This is a genomic window from Streptomyces sp. NPDC051364 (assembly GCF_040682115.1).
In the GTDB taxonomy this organism is placed as follows: domain Bacteria; phylum Actinomycetota; class Actinomycetes; order Streptomycetales; family Streptomycetaceae; genus Streptomyces.
In genome coordinates, this window is record NZ_JBFBAH010000001.1 from 312,919 (window position 1) to 328,452 (window position 15,534).

16 protein-coding genes are annotated in these 15,534 nt (G+C 73.0%); 9 read left to right on the forward strand and 7 right to left on the reverse strand.

The window, feature by feature from the left end:
- Positions 1-17 precede the first annotated feature (17 nt).
- The 4 genes from AB0M76_RS01535 (at position 18) to AB0M76_RS01550 (ending at position 3,481) form a co-directional block, all read left to right on the forward strand.
- Positions 18-665, forward strand: coding sequence for a response regulator transcription factor (locus tag AB0M76_RS01535; protein WP_266999497.1), 648 nt, complete (start codon positions 18-20; stop codon positions 663-665).
- Between the two features lie 73 nt (positions 666-738).
- A complete protein-coding gene (locus tag AB0M76_RS01540; RefSeq protein ID WP_365950969.1) occupies positions 739-2,208 on the forward strand; it encodes a DUF2252 domain-containing protein in 1,470 nt (489 codons plus the stop codon).
- Between the two features lie 85 nt (positions 2,209-2,293).
- Positions 2,294-3,100 carry a hypothetical protein gene (locus AB0M76_RS01545; protein WP_365950970.1) on the forward strand — a complete coding sequence of 269 codons (807 nt, stop codon included), beginning with the start codon at positions 2,294-2,296 and terminating at the stop codon, positions 3,098-3,100.
- Between the two features lie 36 nt (positions 3,101-3,136).
- A complete protein-coding gene (locus AB0M76_RS01550) occupies positions 3,137-3,481 on the forward strand; it encodes a rhodanese-like domain-containing protein (protein WP_365950971.1) in 345 nt (114 codons plus the stop codon).
- Positions 3,482-3,502: 21 nt separating this feature from the next.
- On the opposite strand, the gene AB0M76_RS01555 is transcribed toward AB0M76_RS01550, so the two are convergent.
- The 6 genes from AB0M76_RS01555 to paaA all read right to left on the reverse strand — a co-directional run bounded on the left by AB0M76_RS01555 (position 3,503) and on the right by paaA (position 8,458).
- The gene (locus AB0M76_RS01555) at positions 3,503-4,645 is read right to left on the reverse strand and encodes an acyl-CoA dehydrogenase family protein (protein ID WP_365950972.1); all 1,143 of its coding nucleotides are present in this window, start codon (positions 4,643-4,645) and stop codon (positions 3,503-3,505) included.
- A gap of 111 nt (positions 4,646-4,756) precedes the next feature.
- Positions 4,757-5,872 carry a 2Fe-2S iron-sulfur cluster-binding protein gene (locus AB0M76_RS01560; RefSeq protein ID WP_365950973.1) on the reverse strand — a complete coding sequence of 372 codons (1,116 nt, stop codon included), beginning with the start codon at positions 5,870-5,872 and terminating at the stop codon, positions 4,757-4,759.
- Entirely contained in the window at positions 5,873-6,358 is a 486-nt protein-coding gene (gene paaD, locus AB0M76_RS01565; protein ID WP_266672863.1) for a 1,2-phenylacetyl-CoA epoxidase subunit PaaD, read from the reverse strand.
- A 53-nt stretch (positions 6,359-6,411) separates the two neighbouring features.
- Positions 6,412-7,152, reverse strand: coding sequence for a 1,2-phenylacetyl-CoA epoxidase subunit PaaC (gene paaC / locus AB0M76_RS01570; RefSeq protein ID WP_365950974.1), 741 nt, complete (start codon positions 7,150-7,152; stop codon positions 6,412-6,414).
- A complete protein-coding gene (paaB, locus tag AB0M76_RS01575) occupies positions 7,149-7,433 on the reverse strand; it encodes a 1,2-phenylacetyl-CoA epoxidase subunit PaaB (protein WP_030292728.1) in 285 nt (94 codons plus the stop codon). Before paaB ends, paaC begins: the two co-directional genes overlap by 4 nt.
- Entirely contained in the window at positions 7,430-8,458 is a 1,029-nt protein-coding gene (paaA, locus tag AB0M76_RS01580) for a 1,2-phenylacetyl-CoA epoxidase subunit PaaA (RefSeq protein WP_365950975.1), read from the reverse strand. The genes paaB and paaA overlap by 4 nt, the downstream gene beginning before the upstream one ends.
- A gap of 63 nt (positions 8,459-8,521) precedes the next feature.
- Here paaA and AB0M76_RS01585 point away from each other — a divergent pair, with 63 nt between their 5' ends.
- The 3 genes from AB0M76_RS01585 to AB0M76_RS01595 all read left to right on the forward strand — a co-directional run bounded on the left by AB0M76_RS01585 (position 8,522) and on the right by AB0M76_RS01595 (position 11,541).
- Positions 8,522-9,406, forward strand: coding sequence for a DUF5819 family protein (locus AB0M76_RS01585; protein WP_365950976.1), 885 nt, complete (start codon positions 8,522-8,524; stop codon positions 9,404-9,406).
- Positions 9,403-10,578 carry an HTTM domain-containing protein gene (locus AB0M76_RS01590; protein WP_365951373.1) on the forward strand — a complete coding sequence of 392 codons (1,176 nt, stop codon included), beginning with the start codon at positions 9,403-9,405 and terminating at the stop codon, positions 10,576-10,578. Before AB0M76_RS01585 ends, AB0M76_RS01590 begins: the two co-directional genes overlap by 4 nt.
- A gap of 201 nt (positions 10,579-10,779) precedes the next feature.
- Positions 10,780-11,541, forward strand: a complete 762-nt coding sequence (locus tag AB0M76_RS01595; RefSeq protein WP_365950977.1) for a TrmH family RNA methyltransferase — start codon at positions 10,780-10,782, stop codon at positions 11,539-11,541.
- A 26-nt stretch (positions 11,542-11,567) separates the two neighbouring features.
- Here AB0M76_RS01595 and paaN read toward each other — a convergent pair whose 3' ends face one another.
- Positions 11,568-13,250 carry a phenylacetic acid degradation protein PaaN gene (gene paaN, locus AB0M76_RS01600; protein WP_365950978.1) on the reverse strand — a complete coding sequence of 561 codons (1,683 nt, stop codon included), beginning with the start codon at positions 13,248-13,250 and terminating at the stop codon, positions 11,568-11,570.
- A 167-nt stretch (positions 13,251-13,417) separates the two neighbouring features.
- Between paaN and AB0M76_RS01605 the strand changes: the two genes are divergently transcribed.
- Together AB0M76_RS01605 and AB0M76_RS01610 are read left to right on the forward strand one after the other, a co-directional pair.
- Entirely contained in the window at positions 13,418-14,917 is a 1,500-nt protein-coding gene (locus AB0M76_RS01605) for a 3-hydroxyacyl-CoA dehydrogenase (protein ID WP_365950979.1), read from the forward strand.
- Entirely contained in the window at positions 14,914-15,507 is a 594-nt protein-coding gene (locus tag AB0M76_RS01610; RefSeq protein WP_365950980.1) for a TetR/AcrR family transcriptional regulator, read from the forward strand. Before AB0M76_RS01605 ends, AB0M76_RS01610 begins: the two co-directional genes overlap by 4 nt.
- The last annotated feature ends 27 nt before the right edge of the window (positions 15,508-15,534 follow it).

The window sequence follows — 15,534 nt, forward strand, 5'->3', positions numbered from 1 at the left end:
CGCGGGTGACAGCCAAGGTGATCCGAGTGGTGATCGCTGACGACGAGCCGCTGATCCGGGCCGGGATCAGGATGATCCTGACCTCGGCTCCGGACATCGAGGTCGTCGCGGAGGCGGCGAACGGCCGCGAGGCCGTGGACCTGGCCCGCGCGCACACGCCGGACGTGATGCTGCTGGACATCCAGATGCCGGTGATGGACGGCCTGACCGCGCTCGGCGAGCTGGGGCGGGCGGCACCGGAGGTCCGGGCGCTGATCCTGACCACCTTCGGGGAGAAGGAGAACGTGCTGCGGGCCCTCGGCTCGGGCGGCGCGGGGTTCCTGCTGAAGGATTCGGCGCCGGGCGAGCTGATCGGCGCGGTGCGGGCGGCCGCGGCCGGGGACGCGTACCTCTCGCCGGGGGCGACCCGGCACGTGGTCGACCAGCTGGCCTCGGGGCGGGCCGCGGGGCGCGGCGAGGAGGCCCGGCGGCGGGTGGCGGAGCTGAGCGAGCGCGAGCGCGGGGTGCTGGCGCTGCTGGGCGAGGGGCTGTCCAACGCGGACGCGGGCCGGCGGCTGCACATGAGCGAGGCGACGGTGAAGACGTACGTGAGCCGGATCCTGGCGAAGCTGGGCTGCGAGAACCGGGTTCAGGCCGCCCTGCTGGCCAGGGACGCCGGGCTCTAGATACGGTCGGGCCGAATTGATGATGTCGGACGGGACGGTCCGACGAGTACGGGTACGGGCGGGGGCGGCGCGGATGGTGGCGGTACCGGAGCAGCGGGTTGCGGAGCCGGACGGGGCGACGGGCGGTGCGCCCGGCGGGCGGATACCTGTGGTCGCGGGGTTCGCCCCGCGAGCCGTGGCGGGCTCGCCCAAGGAGGCCGGCAGGGCGCTGCGCACGCGGGTGCCGCGCTCGGCGCACGCGCACTTCGAGGCGCCGGCCGGGCGGCCGGACGCGGTGCAGGCGGTCGAGGAGTCCAACGTCGGGCGGGTTCCCGAGCTGGCGCCGATCCGGGTGGGCCGGATGGCGGCGAACCCCTTCGCGTTCCTGCGCGGATCGGCCGGGCTGATGGCGCACGACCTGTCCGGCGGCCCGGTGACCGGGGTCGGCGCGCAGATCTGCGGCGATGCCCATGCGGCGAATTTCGGCCTGTACGGGGATGCGCGCGGCCGGCTCGTCATCGACCTGAACGACTTCGACGAGACCGTGTTCGGCCCGTGGGAGTGGGACCTGAAGCGGCTGGCGACCTCGCTGGTCCTGGCCGGGCGGGTGGCCGGCGCGGACGAGGACACCTGCCGGGCCGCGGCGCACGACACCGTGGGCGCGTACCGCCGCACCATGCGGCTGCTGGCCAAGCTGCCGGCGCTGGATGCCTGGAACGCCATCGCGGACGAGGAGCTCGTCTCCCACACCGACGCCCGCGACCTGCTGGGCACGCTGGAGCGGGTCTCGGAGAAGGCCCGCAACAACACCTCGGCGCGGTTCGCCGCCAAGTCCACCGAGGCCGGCCCCGACGGCGGGCGGCCCCGCGGCGGAGCCGCTGATCGACGCTTCGTTGACGCCCTGCCGGTGCTGCGCCGGGTCGGCGACGCCGAGGCGGCGGCCGTGGCGGCCTCGCTGGGTCCGTACCTGAAGACCCTCCAGGGGGACCGGCTGCCGCTGCTGGCCCGCTACGCCATCCACGACGTGGCCTTCCGGGTGGTCGGCACCGGGAGCGTCGGCACCCGCTCGTACGTGGTGCTGCTGCTGGACCACCGGGGTGAGCCGCTGGTGCTCCAGGTCAAGGAGGCGCGGCCGTCCGTGCTGCTGCCGTACCTTCCCGCGCTGGGCTTCGAGTCCGCGGTCGAGGAGCACGAGGGCCGCCGGGTGGTGGCCGGGCAGAAGCGGATGCAGGTGGTCTCCGACATCCTGCTGGGCTGGACCACGGTGGAGGGGCGGCCGTACCAGGTGCGGCAGTTCCGCAACCGCAAGGGCAGCGTGGACCCGGCGGCGCTGGCGGCCGACCTGATCGACGACTACGGCCGCATGACCGGTGCCCTGCTGGCCCGCGCGCACGCGCACAGCGCCGATCCGCGGCTGCTGGCCGGGTACTGCGGCAAGAACGACGAGCTGGACGAGGCGATGGCCACCTTCGCCGTGGCGTACGCCGACCGGAGCGAGGCCGACCACGCGCACCTGCTGGCGGCGGTGCGGTCCGGGCGGATCGCGGCGGAGGCAGGGGTCTGAGCGGGTCACGGGCCCGGGGTCACGGTCCCGGGTCGATGTTCCACGTGAAACATCGACCCGGCCCGACCGGCCTTAGGGTGGCCGGGTGAGCGAGCAGCAGACTGAAGAGATCGGCGACGAGCGTCCCGAGGCGCGCCTTGAACGGGCCGTGCGGGCCGCCGAGCAGGCGCTGATCGAGTTCGAGATCGCCGTGGAGACCTTCCGGGTGGAGGTGGAGAACTTCTCCCGCCTGCACCACCAGAAGCTCGGCCCGATGTACTCGAGGCTCGACGAGCTGGATGCGCTGATCGCCGAGGCGAAGGCGGCGCGCAGCGGCGATGCCGAGGATCTGCGACGGGCCCGGGACGCCCGCTCGCTGGTGATGCCGATGCCGGGCGTGGACGAGCTGTTCCACGACTGGATGGGCTCGGAGGGCATCTCCGACGACGCGTCCGCGATGCTCACCGACCGCCCGGTGCGGCCCCCGGAGCGGGTGCGGCCGACGGAGGAGGTACGCAGGCTCTTCCGCGAGCTCGTCCGCCAGGCGCACCCGGATCTCGCCCGGGACGAGGCCGAGCGGGAGCGGCGCGATGCGTTCATCGTGCGGGTCAATGCGGCGTACGCGCGGGGCGAGGAGCAGGTGCTGCGCGAGCTGGCCGAGGAGTGGGCGGCGGGTCCCGTGCCGGAGGCCGTGCGGCAGCTGAACGAGAGCGAAGAGCTGTACGCCCGGCTGGAGTGGCTGGCGCGGCGCAAGGAGCTGCTGTCGGTGCTGGCGCGGGAGCTGGAGGACAGCGCGATCGGGTCGATGCTGCGGATGGCGCCGGAGGATCCGGACCGGCTGCTGGAGGAGATCGCGGAGCAGTTGCTGGCCCAGGTCTCCGAGCGGGAGTCGGAGCTGGCGGAGTTTGGATAGGTTGGGAGTCAGATCTGCGATGAGAGAAGGCGACGTATGAACTTCGGACCGCTTCCTTCGGTGGACGCCGCCGCGGTGCCCTCCGAAGGCTTTGTCCTCGACGTCCGGGAGGACGACGAATGGGCTGCCGGACACGTGGAAGGCGCCCTGCACCTGCCGATGAGCGACTTCGTGGCCCGCTTCGGTGAGCTGACGGAGGCCGTCGAGGACGGCCGCCGCGTGCACGTGATGTGCCGGGTCGGCGGGCGCTCCGCACAGGTCACCCAGTACCTGGTGCGCCAGGGCATCGACGCCGTGAACATCGACGGCGGCATGCAGGCCTGGGACGGCGCCGGGCGCCCGATGGTGACCGACAGCGGGAACCCGGCCTTCGTGCTCTAGCGCCGCGTCAGGCGCCGGCCGTCAGGCGAGGGCGTGGGCGGCCAGCAGGTCGCCCAGCGCCTCCTCGTGCGCGGCGGCCGGGCCCAGCTGGAGCTCCAGCTGCTTGGCCCACGCGTGGTAGCGGTGCAGCGGGTAGTCGGTGTCGGCGCCGAAGCCGCCGTGCAGGTGCTGCGCCGTCTGCACGACCCGGCGTACACCCTCCGAGGCCCAGATCTTGGCGACGGCGACGTCCCCGGCGCTCGGCAGCGGGCCGCCGGCTCCGCCGGTCGCCGCGTCGAGCCGCCAGGCGGCCTGCCAGAGGGTGACCTCCATGGCGCGCAGGTCGATGTAGCGGTCGGCGGCCTGGACGGCGACGGCCTGGAAGGTGGCCACCGGGAAGCCGAACTGCTCGCGCTTGCTGGTGTATTGGCTGGTCATCGAGAGCACGCCCTCGCCGAGTCCGAGCGCCAGGGCGCAGGTTCCGGTGGCGAGGAGCTGGCGGAGCCGCTCCCAGGCCCCCGGGTTGTCGATCAGGTGCGTCGCGGGCACCCGTACGCCGTCCAGGGCGAGTTCGGCGAGCCGTTCCCCGCTGGTGGAGACCTGCTCCGCCAGGGTGAGGCCCTCGGCGGCGCGCGGGACGAGGGCGAGCACGGCCTCGCCCTCGCCGGTGTGGGCCGGTACGGCGATCCAGTCGGCGCCGTGTGCCCACGGGACGGCCGTCTGGACCCCGTCGAGGGTCCACTGCGTGCCCTCGCGGCGGGCGGTGACGGCGAGTTCTGCGGGATCGTGGCCGCTGCGTCCGTGGGCGGCGGCGGTGAGGACGAGCGTGCCCCGCCCGGCGTCGGGCAGCAGGGCGGCGGCCAGTTCGGGGCTGCCGTGGGCCTGGACGGCCATGGCGGTGGCGCAGTGCTCCAGCAGCGGAACCCGGGCCAGCACCTTCGCCGCCTCGCGCAGCACGAGGCACAGGGCGATCGCGTCGAGGCCCGCCCCGTCGTGCTCCTCGGCGAGGACCAGGCTCAGCAGGTCGGACGCGGCGAGCCTGGCCCACAGCGGCCGGTCGAAGTCCTCGGCGACGGCCCCCGGGGTCAGGGCGGGGCTGGGCACACTGTCCGGGGCGACGTCCGCGAAGACGGCCTTCGCCGCCTCGACGGCGGCCTGCTGCTCCTCGGTGAAGGTGAAGTCCACTGCCTGTCCTCCCGTGCGCACCGGATCCCCGTCAGGCCCCGTCCGGACCTGACGGTGCGTCAAGATAGAGCACGCGGTGGAAAATGCACAGTGAAGGAAATGGACGGCGCCTCAGCGGTCGAAGTCGATCTCCACTTCCTCGGTCACCGCGTGCGACTGGCAGGCCAGCACGAAACCGGCCTCCGTCTCCTCCGCCTCCAGCGCGAAGTTCCGGTCCATCCGGACCTCGCCCGTGACCAGGAACGCCCGGCAGGTGCCGCAGACCCCGCCCTTGCAGGCGTACGGGGCGTCCGCGCGGTTGCGCAGCACGGCGTCCAGCAGGGACTCGCCGTCCTGGACCGGCCAGGTCCCGGAGCGGCCGTCGAGCCGGGCCGTGACCCGTACGTGGGAAGGAGCCGCGGCCGGAGCCGGCGGTGCCGTGTCCTCGACGTGGAAGATCTCCTCGTGGATCCGGGTCCGGACGACGCCGAGCGTGCCCAGCGCCCGCTCCGCTCCCACGACCAGGCCGTACGGGCCGCACAGGAACCAGCCCGTGACGTCCGCGACCGGCAGCAGCGCGGGGAGCAGGGCCTTCAGCCGCTCCTCGTCGAGGCGGCCGGACGGCAGCCCGGCCTCCTGCTCCTCCCGGGACAGGACCGTCACCAGCTGGAAGCGGTCCGGGAAGCGGTCCTTGAGGTCGGCGACCTCGTCCAGGAACATCGTCGACGCCGCCGTACGGTCGCTGCGGACCAGGCAGAACCGGGCGTCGGGCCGCGCCGCCAGCAGCGAGGCGGCGATCGACAGCACCGGGGTGATCCCGCTGCCGCCGACGATCGCCGCGTAGTGCCCGGCGGCCGGCGCCAGGACGAACCGCCCGGCCGGGACCATCACGTCCAGCACGTCCCCGGCGGCGATCTCCTTGTGCGCGAACGTGGAGAACTCGCCGCCCTCCACCAGCCGCACGCCCACCCGCAGCGCCGCCGGGCCGGGGCCCGCGGGGTCCGGGGCGGGGGAGCAGATCGAGTACGTACGGCGGATCTCTTCGCCCTCGGGGGTGCTGCGGCGCAGCGTGAGGTGCTGGCCGGGGGCGTGCAGGTACTCGCCGCGCAGCTCCTCGGGGACGCGCAGGGTCAGCGCCACGGAGTCGTCGGTGAGCCGGTCGACCGCCGCCACCGTCAGCGGGTGGAAGGCGCCGTGGCGCGCGGGGCGCCCGGAGCCCGACGTGGGCGACGGCGTGGACGCGGCCATCTACAGCTCCTTGAAGTGGTCGAACGGTTCACGGCAGGCGGTGCAGCGGCGCAGCGCCTTGCATGCGGTGGAGGAGAACCGGCTGAGCAGCTCGGTGTCGGTCGATCCGCAGTTCGGGCAGCGGACCGAGAGGGTGACCGGGACCGGCCCGTCGGCCGCGTGCGGCCTCGGCGGGGCGATGCCGAACTCGGCGAGCTTGCGCCGGCCCTCGGCGCTGATGTCGTCGGTCGACCAGGCCGGGGCCAGGACGGTGCGCACCTGTACGTCCGGGATGCCGTGGCCGGTCAGGACCCGCTCGATGTCGGCGGACATGGCCTCGATGGCGGGGCAGCCGGTGTAGGTCGGGGTGAGGGTGACCTCGACGTGCCCGTCCTCGTGCATCCGCACGCCGCGCATGACGCCGAGCTCGGCGAGGGTGAGTACGGGCAGCTCGGGGTCGGGCACGGAGCCGGCGAGCTCGGCCAGCTCCGCCTCCAGGCGGGTCATGGCCTCGGGGGCCTCGGGCCCGCCCGTCGCGGCCGGGGCGCGGGGCGTGTCCGTCACCATGACGCCCCCGGATGGCTGCGGTGCAGGTGCTGCATCTCGGCGAGCAGCCTGCCGAACGACTCGGTGTGCAGGCCCTGCCGGCCGGCGCCGGCCGCCCAGGCGCCGGTGCGCGGGCCTTCGGGGAGCGCGAGCCCGGCCCGCTCCACTACGCCGCCCACGGCGGCCAGCCAGCGGCCTTCCAGGGCGGCCCCGTCGACGCCGTCGATGCCGTCCACCGGCTGGGACATCTCGCCGGTGAACTTCCACAGCGCGTCGAGGGCGGCCTGCATGCGGGCTTTGCTCTCCTGCGTGCCGTCGCCGAGCCGCAGGGTCCACTGCTCGGCGTGGTCGCGGTGGTACGCGGTCTCCTTGACGGCCTTGGCCGCCAGCGGGGCGAACGGGCCGTCGCCGACGGCCAGTTCCGCGTACAGCTCGTGCTGGTGGAAGGAGAAGAAGAGCTGGCGCGCGATGGTGTGGGCGAAGTCCCCGTTGGGCTGCTCGACCAGCTGGAGGTTGCGGAAGGACCGCTCCTCGCGCAGGAAGGCCAGCTCGTCCTCGTCCCCGGCCAGGGACAGCAGGATGCGGGCCTGGCCGAGCAGGTCGAGCGCGATGTTCGCGAGGGCGACCTCCTCCTCCAGGACGGGGGCGTGACCCGCCCACTCGCCGAGGCGGTGGGAGAGGATCAGGGCGTCGTCCCCCAGCGCGAGGGCTGCCGACCGGACGACATCGGACTGAACGGCATCGGTGCTGGTCACAGGTGGTGCACCCCCTCGGGGATCTCGTAGAAGGTCGGGTGCCGGTACGGCTTGTCGGCCGACGGGGCGAAGAACGGGTCCCGCTCGTCCGGCGAGGACGCGGTGATCTCGGTGGAAGGCACCACCCAGATCGAGATGCCCTCGCCGCGCCGCGTGTAGAGGTCGCGGGCATTGCGCAGGGCCATCTCCGCGTCGGGCGCGTGCAGGCTGCCCGCGTGCGTGTGCGAGAGGCCGCGGCGCGAGCGCACGAACACCTCCCACAGTGGCCAGTTCTGCGTCATACCCCTGCCTCCTCGTTCGTTGCCGTGCTCTGTACGGCGGTGTGTGGGGTCCGAGCGGTGTGCTTCCCCGCGTACGCCGCGGCCGCCTCGCGGACCCAGGCGCCTTCCTCGTGGGCCCGGCGCCGCTGGCCGATCCGCTCTTCGTTGCACGGGCCGTTGCCCTTGAGCACGTCCCAGAACTCGGCCCAGTCGATCGCACCGAAGTCGTGGTGCCCGCGCTCCTCGTTCCACTTCAGGTCCGGGTCGGGCAGGGTCAGGCCCAGCGCCTCGGCCTGCGGAACGGCGATGTCCACGAAGCGCTGGCGCAGCTCGTCGTTGGAGTGCCGCTTGATCCGCCATGCCATGGACTGCGCGGAGTGCGCCGACTCGTCGTCCGGCGGGCCGAACATCATCAGCGAGGGCCACCACCACCGGTTCACGGCGTCCTGCGCCATCGCGTGCTGCGCCTCCGTGCCCTTGGACAGGGCCATGAGGAGCTCGAAGCCCTGGCGCTGGTGGAAGGACTCCTCCTTGCAGATCCGGACCATCGCGCGGGCGTACGGCCCGTACGAGCAGCGGCAGATCGGCACCTGGTTGGTGATCGCCGCGCCGTCCACGAGCCAGCCGATCGCGCCGACATCGGCCCAGGTCAGCGTGGGGTAGTTGAAGATCGAGGAGTACTTCTGCTTGCCGGAGTGCAGCTTGTCGAGCAGCTCGTCGCGGCTGGTGCCGAGGGTTTCGGCGGCGCTGTACAGGTAGAGGCCGTGGCCGGCCTCGTCCTGGACCTTGGCCATCAGGATCGCCTTGCGGCGCAGCGAGGGCGCACGGGTGATCCAGTTGGCCTCGGGCTGCATGCCGATGATCTCGGAGTGGGCGTGCTGGGCCATCTGGCGGACGAGCGAGGCGCGGTACGCCTCGGGCATCCAGTCGCGCGGCTCGACGCGCTCGTCGGCCGCCACGGCGGCATCGAAGGCCGCCGCGAGCTGTGCCCCGAGGTCAGCCCCGAGGCCTGAGTCCTGCCCCGTTTCCGGGGTCACTGCCACCATCCCGGCTCCCTGCCAGAGATTGTTGACCGCCCGACCGACCGATCGTTCGGTTCGTACTCTTCAATGGTGGGTCGGCGGCCCGTAGGGTGTCAACCTCTGAGGTCAACCCTGTGGACGCCGGACGATCGGGGCGGGATGGATTCGAACGAGCGCGAGCCCGCGGAAGAGGCTGTTCCGCAGGTCGATCCGCAGGTCGATCCGCCGGTCGATCGCCTGGCTGTTCCGTCGGCGCGCCCGCCGGCCGATACGCCGGCCGATACGCCGGCCGATACGGCGGCCGATACGGCGGTCGAGGCTCCGGGCGAGGTGCCGGCCGGTCCGGTGCCGCCCCGGGCGCCCGGGATCGCCGGCCTGTCCGCCCCGTACCGGGTCGTCACGGCCCTCGCCCTGGCGGCCGTGGGCCTCGCCGCCTGCGGGCACCTGGCGCTGGTCTTCCTGCACGTCGCCCCATCCAACACGGTGAGCAAACAGCACGCGCAGACGGTCGACGACTGGATCTACCCCGAGTTCGAGCAGAACTGGAAGCTCTTCGCCCCCAACCCGCTCCAGCAGAACATCGCGGTGGAGGTACGGGCGGAGGTGCGCACGGCAGCGGGCGGCGAGCCGGTCGCGAGCGGCTGGCGCGACCTGTCCGCGGAGGACGGCGCGGCCATCCGGCACAGCCTGCTGCCGAGCCACGTGCGGCAGAACGAGCTGCGCCGGGCCTGGGACTTCTTCACCGGCTCGCACGACGAGGACGACAAGCCGATCGGCGAGCGCGGGGAGCTGTCGGAGCAGTACCTGCGGCGGATCGCGCTGGACCGGCTCGCGGACGACGGGGTCGCCGCGGGCGAGATCGTACGGATCCAGCTGCGCTCGGCGACGCGGGCGGTGGCGGCGCCGCCGTGGAGCGACGAGAAGACCGACACCCAGACCTACTACCGGGAGCTGCCGTGGTGGACGGTGTGAGGCGGGCGCGGGCCGCCGCCGGCCGGGCGGTCGCACGGGTCACCGGGCGGTCGCTGGGCCCGTACCAGAGCGCCGTCGTCCGCATCGGCTTCTCCGCGACCTGGCTGTTCTTCCTGCTGAGGGAGTTCCCGAACCGGCACGAGCTGTACGGGCCGGACGGGCCCTGGAGCTTCGGGCTGGCGGAGCGGCTGATTGACTCGAACCAGGCCTTCACGGTGCTGATGTGGTCGGACTCGACGCTGTGGTTCGAGATCGTCTACGCGGTGTCGGTGCTGTCGAGCGTGCTGCTGATGCTGGGCTGGCGGACGCGCGCGATGTCCGTGGTGTTCATGGCCGGGGTGCTGTCGCTGCAGAACCGCAGCGTGTTCATGGGCGACGGCGGGGACAACGTCATCCACCTGATGGCGATGTACCTGGTGCTGACGCGGTGCGCACAGGTGTGGTCGCTGGACGCGCGGCGCGCGCGGCTGCGGGGGTCGGCCTCGGCGGGGGCGGCCGGGCCGGTGCTGTGGGGTGTGCTGGGCGCGGTGTTCGCGTACGGGGCGGTGGCGGCGCGGTTCGGCTACGGCTGGCTGGCGGCCTTCGCGGCGCTGTGGGTGGTCTGCGCGGTGTGGTGGATGGTGGACCGGTACGAGCCGGAGGGCGAGGGCCGGGCGGTCCTCGACGTCCTGGCGAACCTGGTGCACAACGCGGGGCTGCTGGTGATCATGGCGGAGGTCTGCCTGATCTACGCGACGGCCGGCTGGTACAAGATCCAGGGGTCGCGGTGGCAGGACGGGACCGCGCTGTACTACCCGCTCGGGCTGGACTACTTCGCGCCGTGGCCGGGGCTGTCGTCGGTGGTGGCGGGGAGCGGGACGCTCGTGATGCTGCTGTCGTACGGGACGGTGGCGGTGCAGGTGGCGTTCCCGTTCACGGTGTTCAACCGGCGGATCAAGAACGTGCTGCTGGGGGTGATGATGCTGGAGCATGCCGGGATTGCGGTGCTGCTGGGGTTGCCGTTCTTCTCGCTGGCGATGATCGCCGCCGATGCGGTGTTCCTGCCGACGGGGTTTTTGGTGTGGCTCGGGGCCAGGGCCTCCGGGCTGGTGGGGGCGGCGGGGTCTGTGCCGGTTCCGGCGGAGGCCGGGCGGGTCCTTGCACCGGCAGAGCCGAGCGCCGGCGTGCGGTGACCGGCCGGGGCGCGCCGCTTCCGCTGCGCGGGGCTTCTCCCCGCCCCGCCCTTTCTCCGTTTCCCGGGGCATGCCCCGGACCCCCTGTCGGCGCGGCGCCGTTGCGGGGGCGCTGGGACCGGGTCCGGGCAGCGCCCGGGGAACGGGCGAAGGGCGGGCAGGGGACAGAACGCCCAGGCCACGGCCCGTACGCTCGTCGGTATGACTGAGCAGCACGGGCGCCCCGACGAGACCGCACGGCAGTGGCGGGAGGCCGCCGAGCGGGGGGACCTCGTACTCCTCGACGGGTTCCACGCGCTGAAGCACGCCCTGCGGTTCGGGGCCGATGTGCGGGTCGTTGTCGCCGACGATCCGGATGCCGTGCGGGTGCTCGCCGGCGAGCTGGCTCCGGATGTGGCGGGAGAGGTCGGGCGGCTGGTGCGGAAGGCGGAGCTGCGGACGCTGCTGCCCCGGGTCCACCCCACCGGGGTCGCGGCGCTGGCGGTACGTCCCGACCGGGCCGAAGGGCGGGCCCGGCTGGAGCGGCAGCCCCGGACCGCGCCCGTCGTCGTACTCGACAACCCGCGCAACCTCGGCAACGTCGGCGCCGTGGTCCGGCTCGCCGCGGGCTTCGGCGCCACCGGCGTGGTGACCCGCGGCGACCTCGACCCCTGGCACCCGAACGTGGTCCGGGCCGGGGCCGGGCTGCACTACGCCACCACCGTGGACCGGGTGGAGATCGGCACCCTGCCCGCCGGGCCGCTGTACGCGCTCGACCCGGAGGGCGAGGACATCCGTGCCCTCACCCTCCCGGACGACGCCCTGCTCGCCTTCGGCTCGGAACGCCACGGAATCTCGCCCGAGCTGCGTGAACGAGCCGATCATCTGGTGTCCCTGCCGATGCGGCCGCAGGTCTCCAGCTACAACCTGGCCACCAGCGTGGCCATGACCCTCTTCCACTGGGGCGGACCCCGCGACGCCTAGGCCCGCCTAGGCCCGCCTAGGCCCGCCTAGGCCTGGCGGCGGATCTCCACCATGCGGAAGCGGTTCGAGACGAAGGCTCCGTCGCACAGGGCCGCGTTCGCCGCCGGGTTGCCGCCCGAGCCGTGGAAGTCCGAGAAGGCCGCGGTCTGGTTGACGTAGACCCCGCCCGTCAGGTTCAGCGACAGCTGCGCCGACTCCTCGAGGCAGACCTCCTCGATGGCCCGCTCGGTGTCCGCGGACGTCGTGTACGCGCCGACCGTCATCGCGCCCTTCTCCCGCACCGTGCGGCGCAGGAGGTCCAGGGCGTCCGCCGTGGAGTCCACGGCGACCGCGAAGGAGACCGGGCCGAAGCACTCCGAGAGGTACGGGGCCTCCGGGTCGGGCTTGGCGGCGTCCAGCTTCACCATCACCGGGGTGCGGACCACCGCGTCCGGGAACTCCGGGTTCACCACCTCGCGGGAGGCCAGCGCCACCTCGCCGAGGCCGGCCGCCGCCTCCAGACGGGTCTTGACGTCCGGGTTGACCAGGGCGCCGAGCAGCGCGTTGGCCCGGGCGTCGTCGCCCAGCAGGCCGCCGACCGAGGCCGCGAGGTCGGCGACGAGCTCGTCGTACGACTTGTGGCCGGCGTCCGTCTCGATGCCGTCCCGCGGGATCAGCAGGTTCTGCGGGGTGGTGCACATCTGGCCGCTGTACAGGGAGAGGGAGAACGCCAGGTTGGACAGCATTCCCTTGTAGTTGGAGGTCGAGTCGACGACGACCGTGTTGACGCCGGCCTTCTCCGTGTAGACCTGCGCCTGGCGGGCGTTGGTCTCCAGCCAGTCGCCGAACTCGGTCGAGCCGGTGTAGTCGATCAGCTTGATCTCGGGGCGGACGGCCAGGGTCTTGGCGATGCCTTCGCCCGGGCGCTCCACGGCCAGCGCCACCAGGTTCGGGTCGAAGCCCGCCTCGGCGAGGACCTCGCGGGCCACCTTCACCGTCAGCGCCAGCGGGAGTACGGCACGCGGGTGCGGCTTGACCAGCACCGCGTTGCCCGTGGCCAGAGAGGCGAACAGGCCCGGGTAGCCGTTCCACGTCGGGAACGTGTTGCAGCCGATCATCAGGGAGATGCCGCGCGGGACGGCCGTGAAGGTCTTGCCGAGCTCCAGCGGGTCCTTCTTGCCCTGCGGCTTCGACCAGTCGGCCTGGCCCGGGACGCGGGTCTGCTCCTCGTACGCGTAGGCCACCGCCTCCAGGCCGCGGTCCTGTGCGTGCGGGCCGCCCGCCTGGAACGCCATCATGAAGGCCTGGCCGCTGGTGTGCATGACCGCGTGCGCGAACTCGTGCGTCCGCGCGCCGATCCTGGCCAGGATCTCGATGCAGACCAGGGCGCGCACCTCGGGACCGGCGTCCCGCCAGGCGCCCATGCCGGCCTTCATTGCGGGCAGCAGTACATCGGGGTCGACGTGCGGGTACTCGACGCCCAGCTCGGGGCCGAACGGGGACACCTCGGCGCCCGTCCAGCCGTCCGTGCCGGGCTGGCCCAGGTCGAGCCGGGTGCCGCGGACGGCCTCGAAGGCGGCCAGCCCGTCGGCCGGCGCGGTCTCTCCGTAGGCCTTGGGGTGCTCCGGATGAGGGGACCAGTAGGCGCGGCTGCGGATGGCCGCCAGGGCCTGGTCCAGGGTGGACCGGTGCTTGTCGGACAGGTGGGGGACGGTGAGCTCGGCGGCCATCAGGGACCAACTCCTCGTTGAGCCGGGCAAGATCAGGCTGGGTCGCAGACTGAGATCAGGCAGGGGCGGGTGAAGAAGAGCAGACTGGAGTTAGAGTAACCGAACGATCGGTCGGGACAAGAGGGCCCGGCAGGCCTGTGGATAACCCGGTGCGGGAGGATCAGGACATGACAGCAATCGAGCGGTCCCGCACTGTGGCGGTCGTCGGCGCCGGCACCATGGGGCAGGGCATCGCCCAGGTCGCCCTTCTCGCAGGTCACCGGGTGCTGATCTACGACATCAATGCCGAGCTCGCCGCCGGCGGCGTGGGCATCGTCCAGGACCGCGTCGACCGTATGGCCGCGAAGGGCCGTCTCGACCCCGCCGAGGCCGAGGACGCGATCGGCCGGATCGATGCGGCCTCCGCCCTCGCCGACCTCGCCGGCGCGGCACTCGTGATCGAGGCCGTCGTCGAGGACGCCGCCGTCAAGCGCGCCCTCTTCGAAGCAGTCGAAGAGGTGGTCGCCCCGGACGCCCTGCTGGCCACGAACACCTCCTCCCTCTCCGTCACCGAGCTCGCCGCCGGGCTCGCGCACCCCGGCCGCTTCCTCGGCCTGCACTTCTTCAACCCGGCCCCGCTGCTCCCGCTCGTCGAGGTGGTCAGCGGTTTCGCGACCGACCCGGCCGCCGCCGAGCGCGCGTACCGCACCGTGCTGGGCTGGGGGAAGACGCCGGTCCGCTGCGCCGACACCCCCGGCTTCATCGTCAACCGGATCGCCCGCCCCTTCTACGCCGAGGCCTTCGCGGTGTACGAGGAGCAGGGCGCCGACCCGGCCACCATCGACGCCGTGCTCCGCGAGTGCGGCGGCTTCAAGATGGGCCCGTTCCAGCTGACCGACCTGATCGGGCAGGACGTCAACGAGGCCGTCACCCGCTCCGTGTGGGAGTCCTTCTTCCGGAGCCCCAAGTTCACCCCGTCCCTCGCGCAGCGCCGGCTGGTCCAGTCGGGCCGCCTGGGCCGCAAGTCGGGGCACGGCTGGTTCCCGTACGGCCCGGACGCCCAGCCCCAGGCCCCGCACACCGCCGGTCCCGAGGACGCCCCGGAGAAGGTCACCGTGGTCGGCGACCTCGGTCCCGCCGCCGGGCTCCTCGAGCTGCTGGAGGAGGCCGGGATCGCGGTCACGTCCACCGAGCACGGGGGCCCGTACATCCAGCTACCCGGCGAGGGCCAGCTGGTGCTCGCGGACGGCAAGACCGCGGCAGAGTTCGCCGACGTCGTCTACTTCGACCTCGCACTCGACTACCGCGGCGCCACCCGGATCGCGCTGTCCGCCGGCGAGGACACCAGCGAGCGGACCCTCGCGGAGGCGGTCGGGCTGTTCCAGAAGCTCGGCAAGCAGGTCTCCGTCATCGGCGACGTGCCCGGCATGATCGTGGCGCGCACGGTCGCGATGCTGATCGACCTGACCGCCGACGCCGTCGCGCGCGGCGCGGCCACCGCCGAGGACATCGACACGGCGATGCGGCTCGGCGTCAACTACCCGCTGGGCCCGTCCGAATGGCACGACCGGCTCGGCCGCGACTGGGCGTACGACCTGCTGCACCACCTCGACGAGCGCTGTCGCGGCGGCCGCTACGCGCCCTCGCTGGCGCTGTTCAAGCTCGGCTACGCGGAGGATGCCGAATGACCACCGTCAGGCGGGACACGTACACCCCCGAGACGCTCCTGTCGGTCGCCGTCCAGGTCTTCAACGAGCGGGGCTACGACGGCACCTCCATGGAGCACCTCTCCAAGGCGGCGGGCATCTCGAAGTCCTCGATCTACCACCACGTTGCGGGCAAGGAGGAGCTCCTGCGCCGGGCCGTCAGCCGCGCGCTCGACGGGCTCTTCGCCGTCCTGGAGGAGCCGGGCGCCGTACGCGGCCGGGCGGTCGAGCGGGTCGAGTACGTCACGCGGCGCACGGTCGAGGTCCTGGTCGCCGAGCTCCCGTACGTGACGCTGCTGCTGCGGGTCCGGGGCAACACCCGGACCGAGCGCTGGGCCCTGGAGCGCCGCCGCGAGTTCGACCACCAGGTCGCGGAGCTCCTCAGTGCCGCCGCGGCCGAGGGGGACCTGCGCGCGGACGTGGACATCCGGCTGGCCACCCGCCTGCTGTTCGGCATGGTGAACTCCCTGGTGGAGTGGTACCGCCCGCACCCCGGCACCACCGCGGACCAACTGGCCGACGCGGTCGTCCACATGGCGCTGGACGGCCTGCGGACCATACGTGGTCGGTGACCGGCCATGATCCGTTCGGTCTGGCCG

Bases quoted from the DNA above. Each gene is read 5' to 3' on its own strand.
- AB0M76_RS01540 (WP_365950969.1), top strand. From the start codon at position 739: ATGGTGGCGGTACCGGAGCAGCGGGTTGCGGAGCCGGACGGGGCGACG.
- AB0M76_RS01550 (WP_365950971.1), top strand. From the start codon at position 3,137: ATGAACTTCGGACCGCTTCCTTCGGTGGACGCCGCCGCGGTGCCCTCC.
- AB0M76_RS01560 (WP_365950973.1), bottom strand. From the start codon at position 5,872: ATGGCCGCGTCCACGCCGTCGCCCACGTCGGGCTCCGGGCGCCCCGCG.
- paaD (WP_266672863.1), bottom strand. From the start codon at position 6,358: ATGACCCGCCTGGAGGCGGAGCTGGCCGAGCTCGCCGGCTCCGTGCCC.
- paaB (WP_030292728.1), bottom strand. From the start codon at position 7,433: ATGACGCAGAACTGGCCACTGTGGGAGGTGTTCGTGCGCTCGCGCCGC.
- paaA (WP_365950975.1), bottom strand. From the start codon at position 8,458: ATGGTGGCAGTGACCCCGGAAACGGGGCAGGACTCAGGCCTCGGGGCT.
- AB0M76_RS01585 (WP_365950976.1), top strand. From the start codon at position 8,522: ATGGTGGGTCGGCGGCCCGTAGGGTGTCAACCTCTGAGGTCAACCCTG.
- AB0M76_RS01595 (WP_365950977.1), top strand. From the start codon at position 10,780: ATGACTGAGCAGCACGGGCGCCCCGACGAGACCGCACGGCAGTGGCGG.
- paaN (WP_365950978.1), bottom strand. From the start codon at position 13,250: ATGGCCGCCGAGCTCACCGTCCCCCACCTGTCCGACAAGCACCGGTCC.
- AB0M76_RS01605 (WP_365950979.1), top strand. From the start codon at position 13,418: ATGACAGCAATCGAGCGGTCCCGCACTGTGGCGGTCGTCGGCGCCGGC.
- AB0M76_RS01610 (WP_365950980.1), top strand. From the start codon at position 14,914: ATGACCACCGTCAGGCGGGACACGTACACCCCCGAGACGCTCCTGTCG.